At 71.6% G+C, this 13,927-nt stretch carries 15 protein-coding genes; 12 read left to right on the forward strand and 3 right to left on the reverse strand.

All coding sequences use genetic code 11. The annotated features are described in order from the left end of the window. The first annotated feature begins 234 nt into the window (after nt 1–234). Nucleotides 235–1,155, forward strand: a complete 921-nt coding sequence (gene htpX / locus AB0958_RS41635) for a zinc metalloprotease HtpX (protein ID WP_358970270.1) — start codon at nt 235–237, stop codon at nt 1,153–1,155. Nucleotides 1,156–1,157: 2 nt separating this feature from the next. Further along, nucleotides 1,158–1,742, forward strand: coding sequence for a hypothetical protein (locus tag AB0958_RS41640; protein ID WP_366895710.1), 585 nt, complete (start codon nt 1,158–1,160; stop codon nt 1,740–1,742). Between the two features lie 17 nt (nt 1,743–1,759). Here AB0958_RS41640 and AB0958_RS41645 read toward each other — a convergent pair whose 3' ends face one another. The 3 genes from AB0958_RS41645 to AB0958_RS41655 all read right to left on the reverse strand — a co-directional run bounded on the left by AB0958_RS41645 (nt 1,760) and on the right by AB0958_RS41655 (nt 4,102). After that, nucleotides 1,760–2,044, reverse strand: a complete 285-nt coding sequence (locus AB0958_RS41645; RefSeq protein WP_366895696.1) for a hypothetical protein — start codon at nt 2,042–2,044, stop codon at nt 1,760–1,762. A gap of 208 nt (nt 2,045–2,252) precedes the next feature. Further along, entirely contained in the window at nt 2,253–3,593 is a 1,341-nt protein-coding gene (locus tag AB0958_RS41650) for a DUF2252 domain-containing protein (protein WP_366895697.1), read from the reverse strand. 194 nt (nt 3,594–3,787) lie between these two features. Next, nucleotides 3,788–4,102 carry a hypothetical protein gene (locus AB0958_RS41655; RefSeq protein WP_366895698.1) on the reverse strand — a complete coding sequence of 105 codons (315 nt, stop codon included), beginning with the start codon at nt 4,100–4,102 and terminating at the stop codon, nt 3,788–3,790. A gap of 233 nt (nt 4,103–4,335) precedes the next feature. Between AB0958_RS41655 and AB0958_RS41660 the strand changes: the two genes are divergently transcribed. The 10 genes from AB0958_RS41660 (at nt 4,336) to AB0958_RS41705 (ending at nt 13,786) form a co-directional block, all read left to right on the forward strand. Next, on the forward strand, nt 4,336–4,704 hold the full coding sequence (locus AB0958_RS41660; RefSeq protein WP_366895699.1) for an arsenate reductase family protein: 369 nt from the start codon (nt 4,336–4,338) through the stop codon (nt 4,702–4,704). A gap of 120 nt (nt 4,705–4,824) precedes the next feature. Next, complete coding sequence (locus tag AB0958_RS41665) at nt 4,825–5,553, forward strand: hypothetical protein (protein ID WP_366895700.1); 729 nt, start codon at nt 4,825–4,827, stop codon at nt 5,551–5,553. A gap of 223 nt (nt 5,554–5,776) precedes the next feature. Then, a complete protein-coding gene (gene glnII / locus AB0958_RS41670) occupies nt 5,777–6,808 on the forward strand; it encodes a glutamine synthetase (protein ID WP_366895701.1) in 1,032 nt (343 codons plus the stop codon). A 104-nt stretch (nt 6,809–6,912) separates the two neighbouring features. Beyond that, nucleotides 6,913–7,080, forward strand: coding sequence for a hypothetical protein (locus AB0958_RS41675; protein ID WP_366895702.1), 168 nt, complete (start codon nt 6,913–6,915; stop codon nt 7,078–7,080). Nucleotides 7,081–7,308: 228 nt separating this feature from the next. After that, the gene (locus AB0958_RS41680) at nt 7,309–7,836 is read left to right on the forward strand and encodes a hypothetical protein (RefSeq protein WP_366895703.1); all 528 of its coding nucleotides are present in this window, start codon (nt 7,309–7,311) and stop codon (nt 7,834–7,836) included. Nucleotides 7,837–8,165: 329 nt separating this feature from the next. After that, nucleotides 8,166–8,771, forward strand: a complete 606-nt coding sequence (locus AB0958_RS41685; RefSeq protein WP_366895704.1) for a winged helix-turn-helix domain-containing protein — start codon at nt 8,166–8,168, stop codon at nt 8,769–8,771. A 151-nt stretch (nt 8,772–8,922) separates the two neighbouring features. Next, nucleotides 8,923–9,933, forward strand: a complete 1,011-nt coding sequence (locus tag AB0958_RS41690) for an NAD-dependent epimerase/dehydratase family protein (protein WP_366895706.1) — start codon at nt 8,923–8,925, stop codon at nt 9,931–9,933. A gap of 203 nt (nt 9,934–10,136) precedes the next feature. Continuing rightward, nucleotides 10,137–11,417: a sensor domain-containing protein gene (locus AB0958_RS41695; protein ID WP_366895707.1), complete on the forward strand. Its 1,281-nt coding sequence runs from the start codon at nt 10,137–10,139 to the stop codon at nt 11,415–11,417. Continuing rightward, entirely contained in the window at nt 11,402–12,052 is a 651-nt protein-coding gene (locus AB0958_RS41700; RefSeq protein WP_366895708.1) for a response regulator transcription factor, read from the forward strand. The genes AB0958_RS41695 and AB0958_RS41700 overlap by 16 nt, the downstream gene beginning before the upstream one ends. Before the next feature lie 174 nt (nt 12,053–12,226). Beyond that, nucleotides 12,227–13,786, forward strand: a complete 1,560-nt coding sequence (locus tag AB0958_RS41705; protein WP_366895709.1) for a DUF1996 domain-containing protein — start codon at nt 12,227–12,229, stop codon at nt 13,784–13,786. The last annotated feature ends 141 nt before the right edge of the window (nt 13,787–13,927 follow it).

The following is a 13,927-nucleotide window of genomic DNA, read 5'->3' on the forward strand; positions in this document are numbered from 1 at the left end:
CCCCCAGCCTCCGGCCGGGGGGACCCCCAGAGCACGCACCTGACGCCGCGCGGCCGCCCTCCGGGCGACGACGGGAATTGTCAGACAGGCCCTAGGACGTCCCGGGGGCGACTGCGGGCCACGGACGTTCACAGGCAGCCTTTGCCGCCACTAGGGCCGTTCGGAACCTCCTCATTGCCCCCGGCAGGTGCACACTGGACAGCGGGACGAGTGCCTGACTGCGGGGTGGTGCACATGCAGAGCCGCTTCCGGAGCGACCGGCGGCTGACCGTGCGGATGACGGTCACGCTGTTCCTGCTCGGGTTGTTGTACGTGGTGTTCGTCGCCGCGTTGATCGTGCTGCTGAAGTCGTGGCTGCTGGTCGTCGTGCTGGTGGGCGCGATGTTCGTGGCACAGTTCTGGTACTCCGACCGGATCGCGATGTTCGCCATGCGCGGCCGGGTCGTGGAGCGCGAGGAGTATCCGGAGCTGCACGCGGTGGTGGACCGGCTGTGCGCCATCGCCGACATGCCCAAACCGGTGGTCGCCGTGTCGGACATGGACATGCCGAACGCGTTCGCGACCGGGCGGAATCCCGATCACGCCGTCGTCTGCGTGACCACCGGGCTGCTGCGGCGCCTGGAACCCGCCGAACTGGAGGGCGTGCTCGCACACGAGCTGTCCCACGTGGCCCACAAGGACGTCGCCGTGATCACGATCGCGTCGTTCCTCGGCGTGATCGCCGGACTTATCGTGCGGTTCGCCTTCTACTCGCAGCTCTTCGGCGGCGGGCGCCGGGACCAGAACACCGCCGCCGTCTTCGCCGCCGTCATCGGTGTCTCCGCGGCCGTGTACGCGATCAGCTTCCTGCTGATCCGGGCACTGTCCCGGTACCGGGAGCTGGCCGCCGACCGGGCCGCCGCCCATCTCACCGGCCGCCCCTCCGCCCTCGCCTCCGCGCTCACCAAGGTCTCCGGCGACATCGCCCGGATCCCGACCAAGGACCTGCGGACGGCCCAGGCCTTCAACGCGTTCTACTTCACCCCGGCGACCGGCAAGGAGCCCGGCATCGAGCGCTTCTTCTCCACCCACCCGCCCCTGGAGCAGCGTCTTGAGCAGCTGGGGCGGATCTCGGCGGAGCTGGGTGAGGCGGCGACGCCCGGGAAGGCCGGGTGAGCATGGGGTTCCTGGACATCCTGCTCGGCCGCACCAAGCCCGTCGCACCCGATCTCGACCAGCTCTTCGCCCTGCCGTCGGCCGCCGTGACCCTGGAGGCGGCGGCCGGGTTCACCCCGACCGGCGGGGGTGCGGTGTGCTTCGCGACCGTCGAGGGCGCGGCCTTCGAGCAGACCCACCACGAGGTGCAGGCACTGCTCGACGCGGACGCGGACCGCGGCGGGGTGCCGGTGGAGCTGCGCCAGGACGACTACGGGTACTCCTGGCTGGTCTCGCGACGCTCCCCCGACCAGCTCGTACAGCTGGTCAACGACCTGCACGCGGTGAACAGTTCGATGGAGGTCAACGGCTTCGGCCCCCAACTCCTGTGCTCCCTGGCCACCTTCACCGACGCCCGCGCCCGCCGCCTCGCACTGGTCTACCTCTACAAGCGAGGTACTTTTTACCCCTTCGCCCCGCTCTCCGACACCTCCCAGCGGCGGGACAGCGCCCTGGAGCTCCAGGTGAAGGCGGTGCTCGCGAACGATCTGCGGATCGAGCAGGACCTAAGTCGGTGGTTCCCGGTGTGGGGTGCCCCCGGTCTCTGAGCGGCCGGGGGACCTGGCTACCGGCCCTTCTCGCGCTGCTGGCGCCGGACCTCCAGGGGGCGTTCGCGGCGGTAGCGGCGCTCCCACCTGGCCTGGCGGTCACGGCGGGCCCGGTACGTCTTGTAGTCGTCGGCCATGCCCCCGCCCCTTCCGGACGAGCCGCCCGACGAGGGAGCCGAGGCCGAGTCCCGGCCGTAGCGGATGTACAGGAAGAGCAGGGCGACCGCGGCGAGCCACCAGGTGTGGTTGCCGAATCCGAGGACGACCAGGACGACGGTTCCGGAGAGGACGATGGTGCCCATGACGGGCCTCCGTGGCGTGGGTGTGTGAGCGGTCCGACGGACCCGACGGCACGCGGGGGGGGACGGGCGGCCGTCCGTCGGTGTGCGGTGTGCGGTGTGCGGTGTGCGGTGTGCGGTGTGCGGTGTGCGGTGTGCGGTGTGCGGTGTGTTCAGCGTAGGCAACCGGTCACTGGGCGTGCATCCCGTTTTCGCCGGCGGCGGGTCCGGCTCAGACCCCGGGCGTCGCCGACAGGATCCCCGACGCGATGGCGGCCTCGAGGACGGCGTGGTCGGCGGTGGTCCGGTCGGCGTAGGCGAGGGCGAAGTCGGTGATCGCCCGGTCGAAGGTGTCGCTGCCGCCGAGGTAGCCGGCGATGGCGATGCGGTCGCCGGAACGGGCGTGGGCGCGGGCCAGTGTCGTACCGCACAGGGCGGCGTAGACGCGCAGCCCGGTCGGGTCCATGGCGGCGACCTCGATGGAGCCCTTCATGTCGCGCAGCTGGCGCCAGTAGAAGGCGCGGCCCTGGGGGCCGGTCATCCAGCCGAGGAAGATGTCGCCGGCGGCCTGGAGCAGCCGCTGTCCGGCGACCACCCGGTGGCCCTGGTGGGTGTGCGGGCCGCTCGGCAGGTAGGGGTCGAGCACGGATGCCCGGGCCTCCTTGATCTGCAGGAACAGCGGGTCGTCGGCGTCGCGGCCGGCGAGGAGCACGATGAAGCAGCGGGTGCCGACGCTGCCGACGCCGACGACCTTGCGGGCCGCGTCGACGAACCGGTAGCGGTCCAGGAGGAGCCGGCGTTCCTCGGCGAGGGTGGAGCGGTAGTCGCTGAACGCCTTGCGGAGCAAGGCCATGTCCGCGGCGCCCGCCGGTTCCAGCAGGGGCGGGTCCTGGATGATGCGGCGCTGTCCTCCGGTCACCTCGGTGAGTCTCCCGAGCGCGTGCAGGCTGGTGCGGCGCCGGGCCCGGCTGAGGCTGTCCTCGATCCGGCGCCGTCGGCGCGCGGAACGGACCAGGGTGGTGAGGCTGTCGGCGTCCACGCGCTCGTACCAGACCGCGAGTTCGCCGAGTCCCGCCAGCCGCCGCACGGCGGTCCGGTAGGCGGCGACGGCCGCCTGCGTCGCGGTCCGCGCCTGCGGGTCGCTGTGGCCGTTCTCGCGGGCGGCGACGGCGACGGAGGCGGCGAGCCGTTTGACGTCCCATTCGAAGGGGCCGGGGAACGTCTCGTCGAAGTCGTTCAGGTCGAAGAGCAGGGCCCGCTCGGGTGAGGCGTAGAGCCCGAAGTTCAGCAGGTGGGCGTCGCCGCAGAGCTGCACGGTGAGGCCGGTGTGCGGCTGGGCGGCGAGGTCGGCGGCCATCACGGCGGCGGCACCGCGCAGGAACGCGAACGGTGAGGCGGCCATCCTCCCGTACCGGATGGGCAGCAGTTCGGGCAGCCGGTCGCGACCCTGGCGTTCGAGTAGGGCGACGGGGTCGGGCCGGTCCACCGAGGGCAGCCACAGGGCCTGCGCGGACCGGGGGGCGCGCTTGCGGGCGGCCTTGCCGCGGGCGGCGCGGTCGGCGGGTGTGGACATCCGGCGCTCCCCTCGGTCGCTGCTCCCTCCGTCACCTGCTGATCGCAGTGAAGAGCGTGCGGCGGGGCGTGCGCATGCCGGACCCGGCGAACGGGTGACGCCGGGCGGCGGGCGCCGTGAGGAATCGCGGCGCCCGGCGCCGTGAGGAATCGCTCGCGGCGCCCGGCGCCTTCGGTTCAGCGCGCGTCACGCATTCAGCGCGCGTATCGCATCAGCGCCCGCACCATGTGACACGTCGTGTCCGACGGCGGGTGGACTCCGATGCTCTCCGCCGTGCTCCGTATCGTCTCGTTCCGCGCCTGGTTCGGCAGGTAGACGCCGGAGTCGAGCAGGGCGATGGCGAGGCGCATGGCCTTGAGACGGCGGTTGTGCGTGACGTACCAGTCGCGGGGCCGCCCGGCCGGCAGCGGGCGCTTCTCCACCGGCGCGTAGGGCGAGTCGAGCACGACGGCACGCTTCGCGGTGGACTGGGTCGGCAACGGCTTCGGCTTCAGGGCGGCAGCGGGCACGGGCATCCTCCTGTCGCGGTCAGAGGGCCCCCGGACACTCCGGCGACTCTCTCGAACACTGCCTCCAGTGTACTGGCCGCCACTGACAACGGGACAGGCCACAAGAGTGGTTAACTCCCCTGCTGGGAATGGGTATTTCGGCTGTGGCGCGATGGGCTCGAGAGGCCCGTACGACCGCTTCGGAAAATCGAACAGATCGCGTCCTGGACGGCGGCTCGCGTACGGTTTTCCGCATGGAGATCTGGATCAACCCCGCCTGCTCGAAGTGCCGTACCGCGATCAGCCTGCTCGACGCCGAGGGGGCCGACTACACCGTCCGCCGGTATCTGGAGGACGTGCCGACCGAAGCCGAGATCCGGGCCGTGCTGGAGCGGCTCGGGCTCGAACCGTGGGACATCACCCGCACCCAGGAGGCGGAGGCCAAGGAGCTGGGGCTGAAGGAGTGGGCGCGGGACGCGGGCGCGCGCGACCGGTGGGTCACGGCCCTCGCCGAGCACCCCAGGCTCATCCAGCGGCCGATCATCACCGCCGACGACGGGACGGCGGTCGTCGCCCGCACCGACGAGGCCGTACAGGAGGCGCTGGCCAGGGGCAAGAGCTGAACAACCCTCATCTCCGGTGTGACACACGCCACTTCGACGGCTCCTGTGACCGCTGAGTAACGACGTTCGATATCTCGTACCTAGCCACGTACGCTCCCCCACTTCCCTCAGGAGGCGCGCATGTCGCGTAGGAGAACCCTCGGAGCACAGAAGAAGATCGCGTTGCTGGTCGGCGCCGCGGCGGTCGCGGGCGGCGGGGCCTTCGCCCTGGCGACCACCTCGAACGCCGCGCAGAGCCCGCAGAACGCCAAGACGCTGTCGTCGGCCGCGGACTCGACCGTCTGCCGGGGGCTGGCCACGGCCCTCGGCAACAACGAGAAGTTCATCGCCGGGCAGCAGGCGAACCCGGACGCCCAGTCGGCGGCCCGGATCGCCAACCGGCAGGCGGTCATCGACCAGATCAAGGTCCAGCAGAAGGCGTCCGGTTGCGTCGTCGGGGAGTCGGCTCAGGGCTCCCAGGCGGCGAACGGCGCGCAGACGGGCGGGACCGGTCAGACGGGACAGGCGGGACAGACGGGACAGCAGAGCGCGGCACCCTCGCAGAGCGCGGCCACCGGCGGCGCGGCCACCGGCACCACAGGCGGCGCGGCCGCCGCCTCCGGGCAGCAGGTCTGCAAGGGCTCGACCGTCACCCTGTCCGGCGAGGCCGGCGCGCCTGCCGCCTCCAGCAACCAGTTCCCGGCGGGAACCACGCTGAAGGTCACCAACCTGGACAACAACAAGTCCACGACGGTGAAGGTCACCTCGGTCTCCGGCAGTTGCGTCCTGCTCAACAACGCGGCCTTCGAACAGGTCAGGGAGCCCGGCAAGTTCCTGATCCGGCGCGCGCTGATCGAGAAGGTCGGCTGACCGGGACGACCGGCTGAGGCCGCCGGGCCGCCGGCTTTCACGGAGGGAGAGCCGGCGGCCCGTGAGCCGCACCACAGAACCCCCGGGTAACACGGGGTTCACATACGGGCAATGATCGGGAAATCGCCTGTTGACAGGCTGCCGGGCAGAAAAGCGGCGCCCCGGTGCCGTAGCGCCGCTGCACCCGCAAGTGCGCCCGACCCACCCCCGAAGGATGTGGCCCGTGACCTTCAAGGCTGAGTACATCTGGATCGACGGCACCCAGCCGACGGCCAAGCTGCGTTCGAAGACGAAGATCATCGCGGGCGCCCCCGCCGGTCTGGACGCGCTGCCGATCTGGGGCTTCGACGGGTCCTCCACGAACCAGGCCGAGGGGCACTCCTCGGACCGTGTACTGAAGCCGGTCTTCACCTGCCCCGACCCGATCCGCGGCGGTGACGACGTCCTCGTCCTGTGCGAGGTCCTGGACATCGACTTCACCCCGCACCCCTCCAACACCCGCGCGGCGCTGGTCGAGGTCGCGGAGAAGTTCGCCGCCCAGGAGCCGATCTTCGGCATCGAGCAGGAGTACACCTTCTTCGACGGCGCCCGCCCGCTGGGCTTCCCCGAGGGCGGCTTCCCGGCCCCCCAGGGCGGCTACTACTGCGGTGTCGGCGCCGACGAGATCTTCGGCCGCGAGATCGTCGAGGCCCACCTGGAGAACTGCCTGAAGGCGGGGCTCGCGATCTCCGGCATCAACGCCGAGGTCATGCCCGGCCAGTGGGAGTTCCAGGTCGGCCCGGTCTCCCCGCTGGAGGTCTCCGACCACCTGTGGGTGGCCCGCTGGCTGCTCTACCGCACCGCCGAGGACTTCGGCGTCTCCGCCACCCTCGACCCCAAGCCGGTCAAGGGCGACTGGAACGGCGCCGGCGCGCACACCAACTTCTCCACCAAGGCGATGCGCGAGGGCTACGACGCGATCATCACCGCCTGCGAGTCGCTCGGTGAGGGCTCCAAGCCGCTCGACCACGTCAAGAACTACGGCGCCGGCATCGACGACCGCCTGACCGGTCTGCACGAGACCGCCCCGTGGGACAAGTACTCCTACGGCGTCTCCGACCGCGGCGCCTCGGTCCGCATCCCGTGGCAGGTCGAGAAGGACGGCAAGGGCTACATCGAGGACCGCCGTCCGAACGCCAACGTCGACCCGTACCTGGTGACCCGGCTGATCGTGGACACCTGCTGCTCCGCGCTGGAGAAGGCCGGCCAGGTCTGACCCGCGTCCTGTTCCTCCCTAAGGGGCGTCCGCCGTTCACCGGTGGGCGCCCCTTCCGGCTGCCCGCGGCCGCGTTGTCAGTGCCGCGTGCCATCGTGGGCGGCATGGAGATCGACGAGGTGCTCGCCGTCAACGCCTGGACGGAGAGCGGGCAGACGTACGTGTGGAGTGCGCCCGAGGAGCTGCGGGAGGCCGTGCGCGGGCTCGGCGGCGCCGGGAACCGGTTCCTGGTCGCGCAGCGCATCCCGGACCTGCCGGACGTGTTCGCGTAGATATGGCACGAGGAGGGCGGCGGCTACCGCCTCGAACACCGGCTGGGCGCGGCCCGGTTCTCCGGTACGGACCTCACGGACCCGGACCGGGCGGCGGACCTGCTGGTCGACTGGGCGCGGGAGGACGACGGCTGGGACGCCGGTGTCGACTGGGAGCCGGTCGCCGTACCGCCGCGCGAGGCGGCGCCCGCGCTCCCGCCCGGGGTGGCGGCCCGCGTCGAGGAACACGTGCGCGCGTTGCTGACGGAGGGCTACCTCGGCATCGACCGGCTCGTCGAGGAGACCGTTCACCTGATGGAAGAGGGTGAGCCGGTCTCCGCGGCGCAGGCCCGGGAGGTCGTGGAACGGCTCTGGGTGAAGCGGGTGACGGAGCAGCAGGCCTGGCACGGGCTCACCGACCCGGACCGGCTCACGCGGGCGTTCGCGGCCCTGGAGCGCGAAGGGATCGTGGCCCGCCAGGACTTCGCGTGCTGCCGTTCCTGCGGGTTGAGCGAAATAGGCGTCGAGGCGCGGGACGCGGACCGGACGCGGGGTTTCGTCTTCTTCCACCACCAGGGCACCCGTGGCGCCGCCGAGGGCCGGGGCCTCAGCCTCTACTACGGCGGCTTCGACGGCTCCGCCGGCACCACCGAGGCCGTCGGCCGTGCGGTCGTCGCCGCACTCGTGGACGCCGGGTTGTCCGCAGTGTGGGACGGCAATCCGGACAAGGCGATCGAGCTCACTCCGCTGACCTGGCACAAACGCCTGGTGGGGTGAGAGGGACGGGGTCGGTGCCGGGTCAGGGAGGCGTCCAACCAGTGAGAGAAGGGTCCTGTTTCCGGGCTGTGTCTGCTTCAATATGCGCATGGCCAGCTTCCAGAACCACACCGCGACGGGTCGCCATGACCTCGAGCCGTTCTGGCCTTCCCGTCAGCACCACGACTTCGACCGGGTGTGTTGCCGCGCGATGAACGCGCGGGCCCTCTAAAGCCGTACACCCCCGGCCTTCGGCCAGCGCGGAACGCAGTACGTCCCGGCGCGCCCGACCACGAATCGCGGCCGTCGTCCCGACCGACGAACTCCTCGCGCGAAAGAGCTGACGTCTCATGGCGACCACTCGTTCCCTCTCCCCCGCTCCCGCCCTCGCCGCCTCCCCCGCTCCCCGGCACCGGCTGCGTGCCGTCGACCGGGACGAGGTCGTGGACATGGCGGACCTGCTGCCGCCCGGCGCCACCTGGCTGCCCGCGCCGCAGCACACCCTGCCCACCCTGCCGGGCCAGCCGCCGATGATCGGCTACCTGGTGCTGGTCCCGGCGGACCAGCAGCCGCCGTTCCTGCCGGTCGCGGTCCCGGACCGGCCGGTGGACGCCGGCGAGGCGCCGGGCGCGGCGCCGGGCGCGGCGCCGGCCGCCGTCGGCGAGCCGCTCGTGACCGTCGACAGCGTGCAGCGCACCGCGCAGGTCGACGGGCGGGAACTCGACCTCACCTACCTGGAGTTCGAGCTGCTCGCCCATCTGGTCGCGCACCCGAACCGGGTGCACACCCGGGACCAGCTGGTCACCACGGTCTGGGGCTACGGCCATGTCGGCGACGGCCGCACGGTCGACGTCCACGTCGCCCGCCTGCGCCGCAAGCTGGGCGCGGAACACCGCCGGGCGATCCAGACGGTCCGCCGCGTCGGGTACAAGTACACCCCGCCGACAGGCCGCTGAACCGACAGCGAGCGGCCCGGTCGGTGCTCTCGGGCACCGGGGGGCCGGCACGGCGGCCCGCGGCGATCGGGCCGCCGCCGTCGTGGGGACGCGCTCTGCTGTCGGCAGATCGGCGTTCCACGGGGCGGCGAGGCCGGGCACGATCATCGGCATGAGACTTCTTGTGCTGGGTGGTACGGAGTTCGTGGGGCGGGCCGTCGTCGAGGCGGCGCTCGGGCGCGGTTGGGAGGTGACCGTATTCAATCGGGGGCACCGGCAGTCCCCGCCGGAGGTGCGCTCGCTGCGGGGCGACCGCACCGCGCCCGAGGGCCTCGCCGCGCTCGCCGACGGCACAGAGTGGGACTCGGTCGTCGACACCTGGTCGGCCGCGCCCCGGGCGGTGCGGGAGACGGCGCGGCTGCTGCGGGGCCGCGCAGGACGGTATGTGTACGTGTCGAGCTGCTCGGTGTACGAGTGGCCGCGCCCGGCCGGTCACACCGAGGACACCCCGGTGGTGACGGGCGCCGCCGCGGACGCGGAGCAGACCGAGTACGCGCAGGACAAACGGGGCGGCGAGCTGGCCGCCGTCGAGTCCTTCGGCACGGACGGCTCGGTCCTCGTACGCGCCGGGCAGATCCTCGGGCCGTACGAGAACGTGGGCAGGCTGCCGTGGTGGCTGAACCGGATCGCGCGGGGCGGCCCGGTCCTCGCACCGGGCCCGCGGGATCTCGCCCTCCAGTACGTGGATGCCCGGGACCTCGCCGCGTGGACCCTCGGCGCGGTCGAGCGGGGCCTTTCGGGGCCGTACAACCTGGTCGGCCCGACCGGGCACACCACGATGGGCGAACTCCTCGACACCTGCCGCCGGGTGACCGGCTCGGACGCCGAACTGCGCTGGACGCCGCCGGAGTCGATCCTGGCCGCCGGGATCGAGCCGTGGATGCAGCTCCCGGTGTGGCTGCCGCCGGACAGCGAGCTGTACGACTGCATGTACGGCATGGACATCTCCCGGGCCCTGGCGACGGGCCTGGTGTGCCGGCCCGCCGAGGAGACGGTGGCCGACACGTGGCGCTGGCTCCAGGGGATCGGCGGGGTGGCGCCGGCGCGCGAGGACCGGCCGGCCGTGGGCCTGGCCCCCGATGTCGAGGCGCGGGTGCTCGGGGTTCCGGGGGGCGGGTCGTGATCCGGGTGCGGGTCGGTGGGGGCTGGAACGCGCCCCCGCGGGGCAGCCGCCGGTCCGAAACGGCCCCGCGCCCCGGGGCGCTTCCCTTCGGGGTGCTTGCCCTCACGGGCGTTCCGGGTCCCCGGGGTGTACCTGGCATCACCCCCTGACCGGGGGCTTCGGACCAGTGACCGGGGTCCGTGGGGTCGGACAGACTGACGGCCATGACGACGAACACGAACAGCGGCGGCCTGCGCGAGCGGGCCCGGGAGGTGCTGCTCGCCGCCGTGCGGGGGCTGGTGCTGGCGCTGGTGATCCTGCCGGTCTCCGTCCTCTGCTTCACCCTGACCGCGGTCTCGGTCGCGCTGATCCCGATCGGCGTCGGCATCGTCACGACCCCCTCGGTCCTGGGCGCGACGCGACGGGTGGCGGACGTGCGGCGACGGCTCGCGTACGAGTGGTGCGGGGTGCGGATCCGGTCGGCGTACCGGCCGCTGCCGGCGGACGCCAACCCGTGGGCCAGGACCTTCGGGATGCTGCGGGACCCGCAGGTCGGGCGGGACGTGCTGTGGCTGTTCGTCGACATGACGGCCGGGTTCGTGACCGCGCTGCTGCCCGCGGTGCTGCTGTTCTATCCGTTCGAGGGGTTCGCGGTGGCCGCCGGGCTGTGGCGGGTGCTCGCCGACGGCGGCACCTACTGGTACGGCTTCGTGCCGGTCTCCGGCCCGTCCACCGCGTTCGGGGCCGCGGCCACCGCCGCCGTCCTGCTGGTCGGCGCCTGGTACCTGTGCCCGCGGCTGCTCGTCGCCCACTTCCGGCTGAGCCGCGCCGTCCTCGACCCCGGCCGGGGTGAACTCGTGGAGCGGGTGCGGGTGCTGACGGAGAGCCGGAAGGACGCCGTGGACACCTCGGCGGCCGAGCTGCGCCGGATCGAACGGGATCTGCACGACGGGGCGCAGGCCCGGCTGGTCGCGATGGGCATGGACCTCGGGACCGTGGAGCTGCTGCTGGACAAGGACCCGGTGCAGGCGCGGGAACTGCTCGCGCGGACCCGGCGGGCCTCCGTGGAGGCCCTGGGCGAGCTGCGGGACCTGGTCCGGGGCATCCACCCGCCGGTGCTGGCCGAGCGTGGCCTCGGGGACGCCGTACGGGCGCTGGCGCTGCGGCTGCCGGTGCCGACGGAGGTGACCGTGGAGCTGCCCGGACGGGCGGACGCGCCGGTGGAGTCGGCCGCGTACTTCGCGGTGAGCGAGGTGCTGACCAACGCGGTCAAGCACTCCGGCGCCGACCGGATCTGGGTGGACCTGCACCACGTGGCGGACGGCGGCGGCATGCTGCGGATCTCGGTCACGGACCACGGCAGGGGTGGAGCGGTGGTCGGCGCGGGCTCGGGTCTTGCCGGGGTGGAGCGACGACTGGGTACATTCGACGGCGTCCTGGCCGTCAGCAGCCCCGCGGGCGGTCCCACCATGGTCACCATGGAGATTCCGTGCGTGTTGTCCTAGCCGAGGACCTGTTCCTGCTGCGCGACGGACTGGTCCGGCTGCTGGAGGCCTACGGCTTCGAGATCGCCGCCGCCGTCGAGTCCGGTCCCGAACTGGCGCGTGCCCTGGCCGAGTTGGACCCGGACGTGGCCGTGGTGGACGTACGGCTGCCGCCCACGCACACCGACGAGGGGCTCCAGTGCGCGCTCAGGGCCCGGCGGGACCGGCCGGGGCTGCCGGTGCTGGTGCTCTCCCAGCACGTGGAGCAGCTGTACGCGCGGGAGTTGCTGGCCGACGGCAGCGGCGGGGTGGGATACCTGCTGAAGGACCGGGTGTTCGACGCGGAGCAGTTCGTGGACGCCGTACGGCGGGTCGCGGCGGGCGGTACGGCCATGGACCCCCAGGTGATCCAGCAGTTGCTGGCCCGGCGCGCCGACGACCGGCCGCTGGGCGGCTTGACACCGCGCGAGCGGGAGGTGCTGGAGCTGATGGCGCAGGGCCGCTCGAACGCGGCGATCGCCGGGCAGCTCGTCGTCACGGAACGGGCCATCGCCAAACACACCTCCAACATCTTCACCAAACTGGGACTGGAGGTGTCGGACGATGACAATCGGCGCGTCCTCGCGGTGCTGGCCCACCTCGACCGCGATCGCTGATTTTCCCGGAACTTCCGCAGCTCAAACGGCTGTTGTGGCCCAAGTGCGTAACGAATCTCTGATGAATTTGTGAGTCGGCTGAACACCTCTGAGATGAGGACCGTATGAGAGGGCGCCGCTTCACTCCTGTCGGGCGCCTCGATGCCGCCCCGCAAGGAAGGTCTGAGGAGTTCCATGGGACGCAACATACGCAAACGCCGCTCGCCGCTGGCCGTCAAGGCCATTGCCGCATCCGCGGCCATAGCGCTCGGCGGGGGCGGGCTGCTCTGGGCGCAGATGAACGCTTCGGCTCACGAGTCGAACAACGCCGCCCAGAACTACACGAAGGCCGCTGCCGCCACGGTGGCGACCATCGCCTGCCCGGACGTCGGCCAGAAGCTGACGAGCGTGCCGGCCGCTGCCAAGCAGGGGGTGGCCACGGAGCTCGCCAACCTCGACAAGCAGATCACCGAGGCCTACTCCCGGCTCGCCTCCACCCGCCAGGCCCAGGCGGGCGACGCGAGCTTCGTGCAGAACGCGATCGTCGGCCCCCTGAAGGAGAAGCGGGCGGCCACGATCGACCGGATCAGGATCGACGTCACCCGGGTCGGCGGCCAGTTCGACAACTCGCTGTCGCAGCTCGCGGCCTGCACCACGCAGACCACGAACCAGACCACCGCGGGCGGTGGCGGTAACAACGGTGGCAAGGGCAACAACAACGGCCAGAACAACAACGGCGGTCAGAACAACAACGGCCAGAACGGCAACAACGGCCAGGCCTCGGCCGCCCCGAGCGCCAGCACCCCGGTCGACGTCGGCATCGGCGGGCAGGCCGGCAACGGCCCGACGGCCGCGGACTTCGTGGACATCACGAAGGTCGCCGCCAACGTCCAGGGCAAGCCGCAGAACGGCGCCCAGGCCTCGACCGGTTCCTTCGTCACCAAGTGCGGTGTGAACGCGAACAAGAACCACAACACCGACAACGTGATCGTGGCGCCCGGCGTGAGCAACGGCGCGCACCACCTGCACGACTACGTCGGCAACCAGAAGGTCAACGCGTTCTCCACGAACAACTCGCTGATCGCGGACCAGACCAGCTGCCAGAACAAGAGCGACCTGTCGGCCTACTACTGGCCGGTGATCCGCGAGCAGAACGGCACGAAGGACTTCGACCAGAACGCGCCCGGCGGTGGCACCGAGGGCAACGTCGGCAAGATCCTGACCCCGGTCCAGGCGCAGATCAAGTACGTCGGCTCCCCGGCCAGCAAGGTCACCGCGATGCCGCAGTTCCTGCGCATCATCACCGGTGACGCCAAGACCACGACCAACGGTCTGGGCAACGCCAACGCGCACTGGAGCTGCACCGGCTTCGAGAACAAGGTCCAGCTGACCCAGCAGTACCCGATCTGCCCGCAGGGCAGCCAGGTGGTCCGCACCTTCGCCTTCCAGAGCTGCTGGGACGGCAAGAACATCGACAGCGCCAACCACCGCACGCACGTCGCGTTCGCGGACCCGGCGAGCGGTGTCTGCCCGAACGGGTTCAAGGCGATCCCGCAGCTGACGATGCGTCTGGTCTACAACGTCGCCCAGCCCAGCATCGTCAACGGCCAGGTGAAGAACGCCTACGCGGTGGACGGCTTCCCGGAGCAGCTCCACAAGTCGGCGACCGACCACGACGACTTCATCGCGGTCTTCAAGAACAACCTGGCGAACACCATCGCCAACTGCATCAACACCGGCAAGAGGTGCCAGTAGGCACTGACTAGCCGATAGCACGGAAGCGGGGGGGGGGGGTGTTGCACCCCCCCCCGGCCAGGGGAGAGGGCGGGGGGGCAGGGGGGATGCGGGGGGTGGGGGGAGAATGGTTAGTAAGAGGGGGTGATAAGTGGGGTGGGG

This window comes from Streptomyces sp. NPDC006655 (genome assembly GCF_040703965.1).
In the GTDB taxonomy this organism is placed as follows: Bacteria; Actinomycetota; Actinomycetes; order Streptomycetales; family Streptomycetaceae; genus Streptomyces.

Bases quoted from the DNA above. Each gene is read 5' to 3' on its own strand.
- AB0958_RS41685 (WP_366895704.1), top strand. From the start codon at position 8,166: ATGGCGACCACTCGTTCCCTCTCCCCCGCTCCCGCCCTCGCCGCCTCC.
- AB0958_RS41675 (WP_366895702.1), top strand. From the start codon at position 6,913: ATGGAGATCGACGAGGTGCTCGCCGTCAACGCCTGGACGGAGAGCGGG.
- AB0958_RS41650 (WP_366895697.1), bottom strand. From the start codon at position 3,593: ATGTCCACACCCGCCGACCGCGCCGCCCGCGGCAAGGCCGCCCGCAAG.
- htpX (WP_358970270.1), top strand. From the start codon at position 235: ATGCAGAGCCGCTTCCGGAGCGACCGGCGGCTGACCGTGCGGATGACG.
- AB0958_RS41705 (WP_366895709.1), top strand. From the start codon at position 12,227: ATGGGACGCAACATACGCAAACGCCGCTCGCCGCTGGCCGTCAAGGCC.
- AB0958_RS41690 (WP_366895706.1), top strand. From the start codon at position 8,923: ATGAGACTTCTTGTGCTGGGTGGTACGGAGTTCGTGGGGCGGGCCGTC.
- AB0958_RS41660 (WP_366895699.1), top strand. From the start codon at position 4,336: ATGGAGATCTGGATCAACCCCGCCTGCTCGAAGTGCCGTACCGCGATC.
- AB0958_RS41665 (WP_366895700.1), top strand. From the start codon at position 4,825: ATGTCGCGTAGGAGAACCCTCGGAGCACAGAAGAAGATCGCGTTGCTG.
- AB0958_RS41645 (WP_366895696.1), bottom strand. From the start codon at position 2,044: ATGGGCACCATCGTCCTCTCCGGAACCGTCGTCCTGGTCGTCCTCGGA.
- AB0958_RS41640 (WP_366895710.1), top strand. From the start codon at position 1,158: ATGGGGTTCCTGGACATCCTGCTCGGCCGCACCAAGCCCGTCGCACCC.
- AB0958_RS41695 (WP_366895707.1), top strand. From the start codon at position 10,137: ATGACGACGAACACGAACAGCGGCGGCCTGCGCGAGCGGGCCCGGGAG.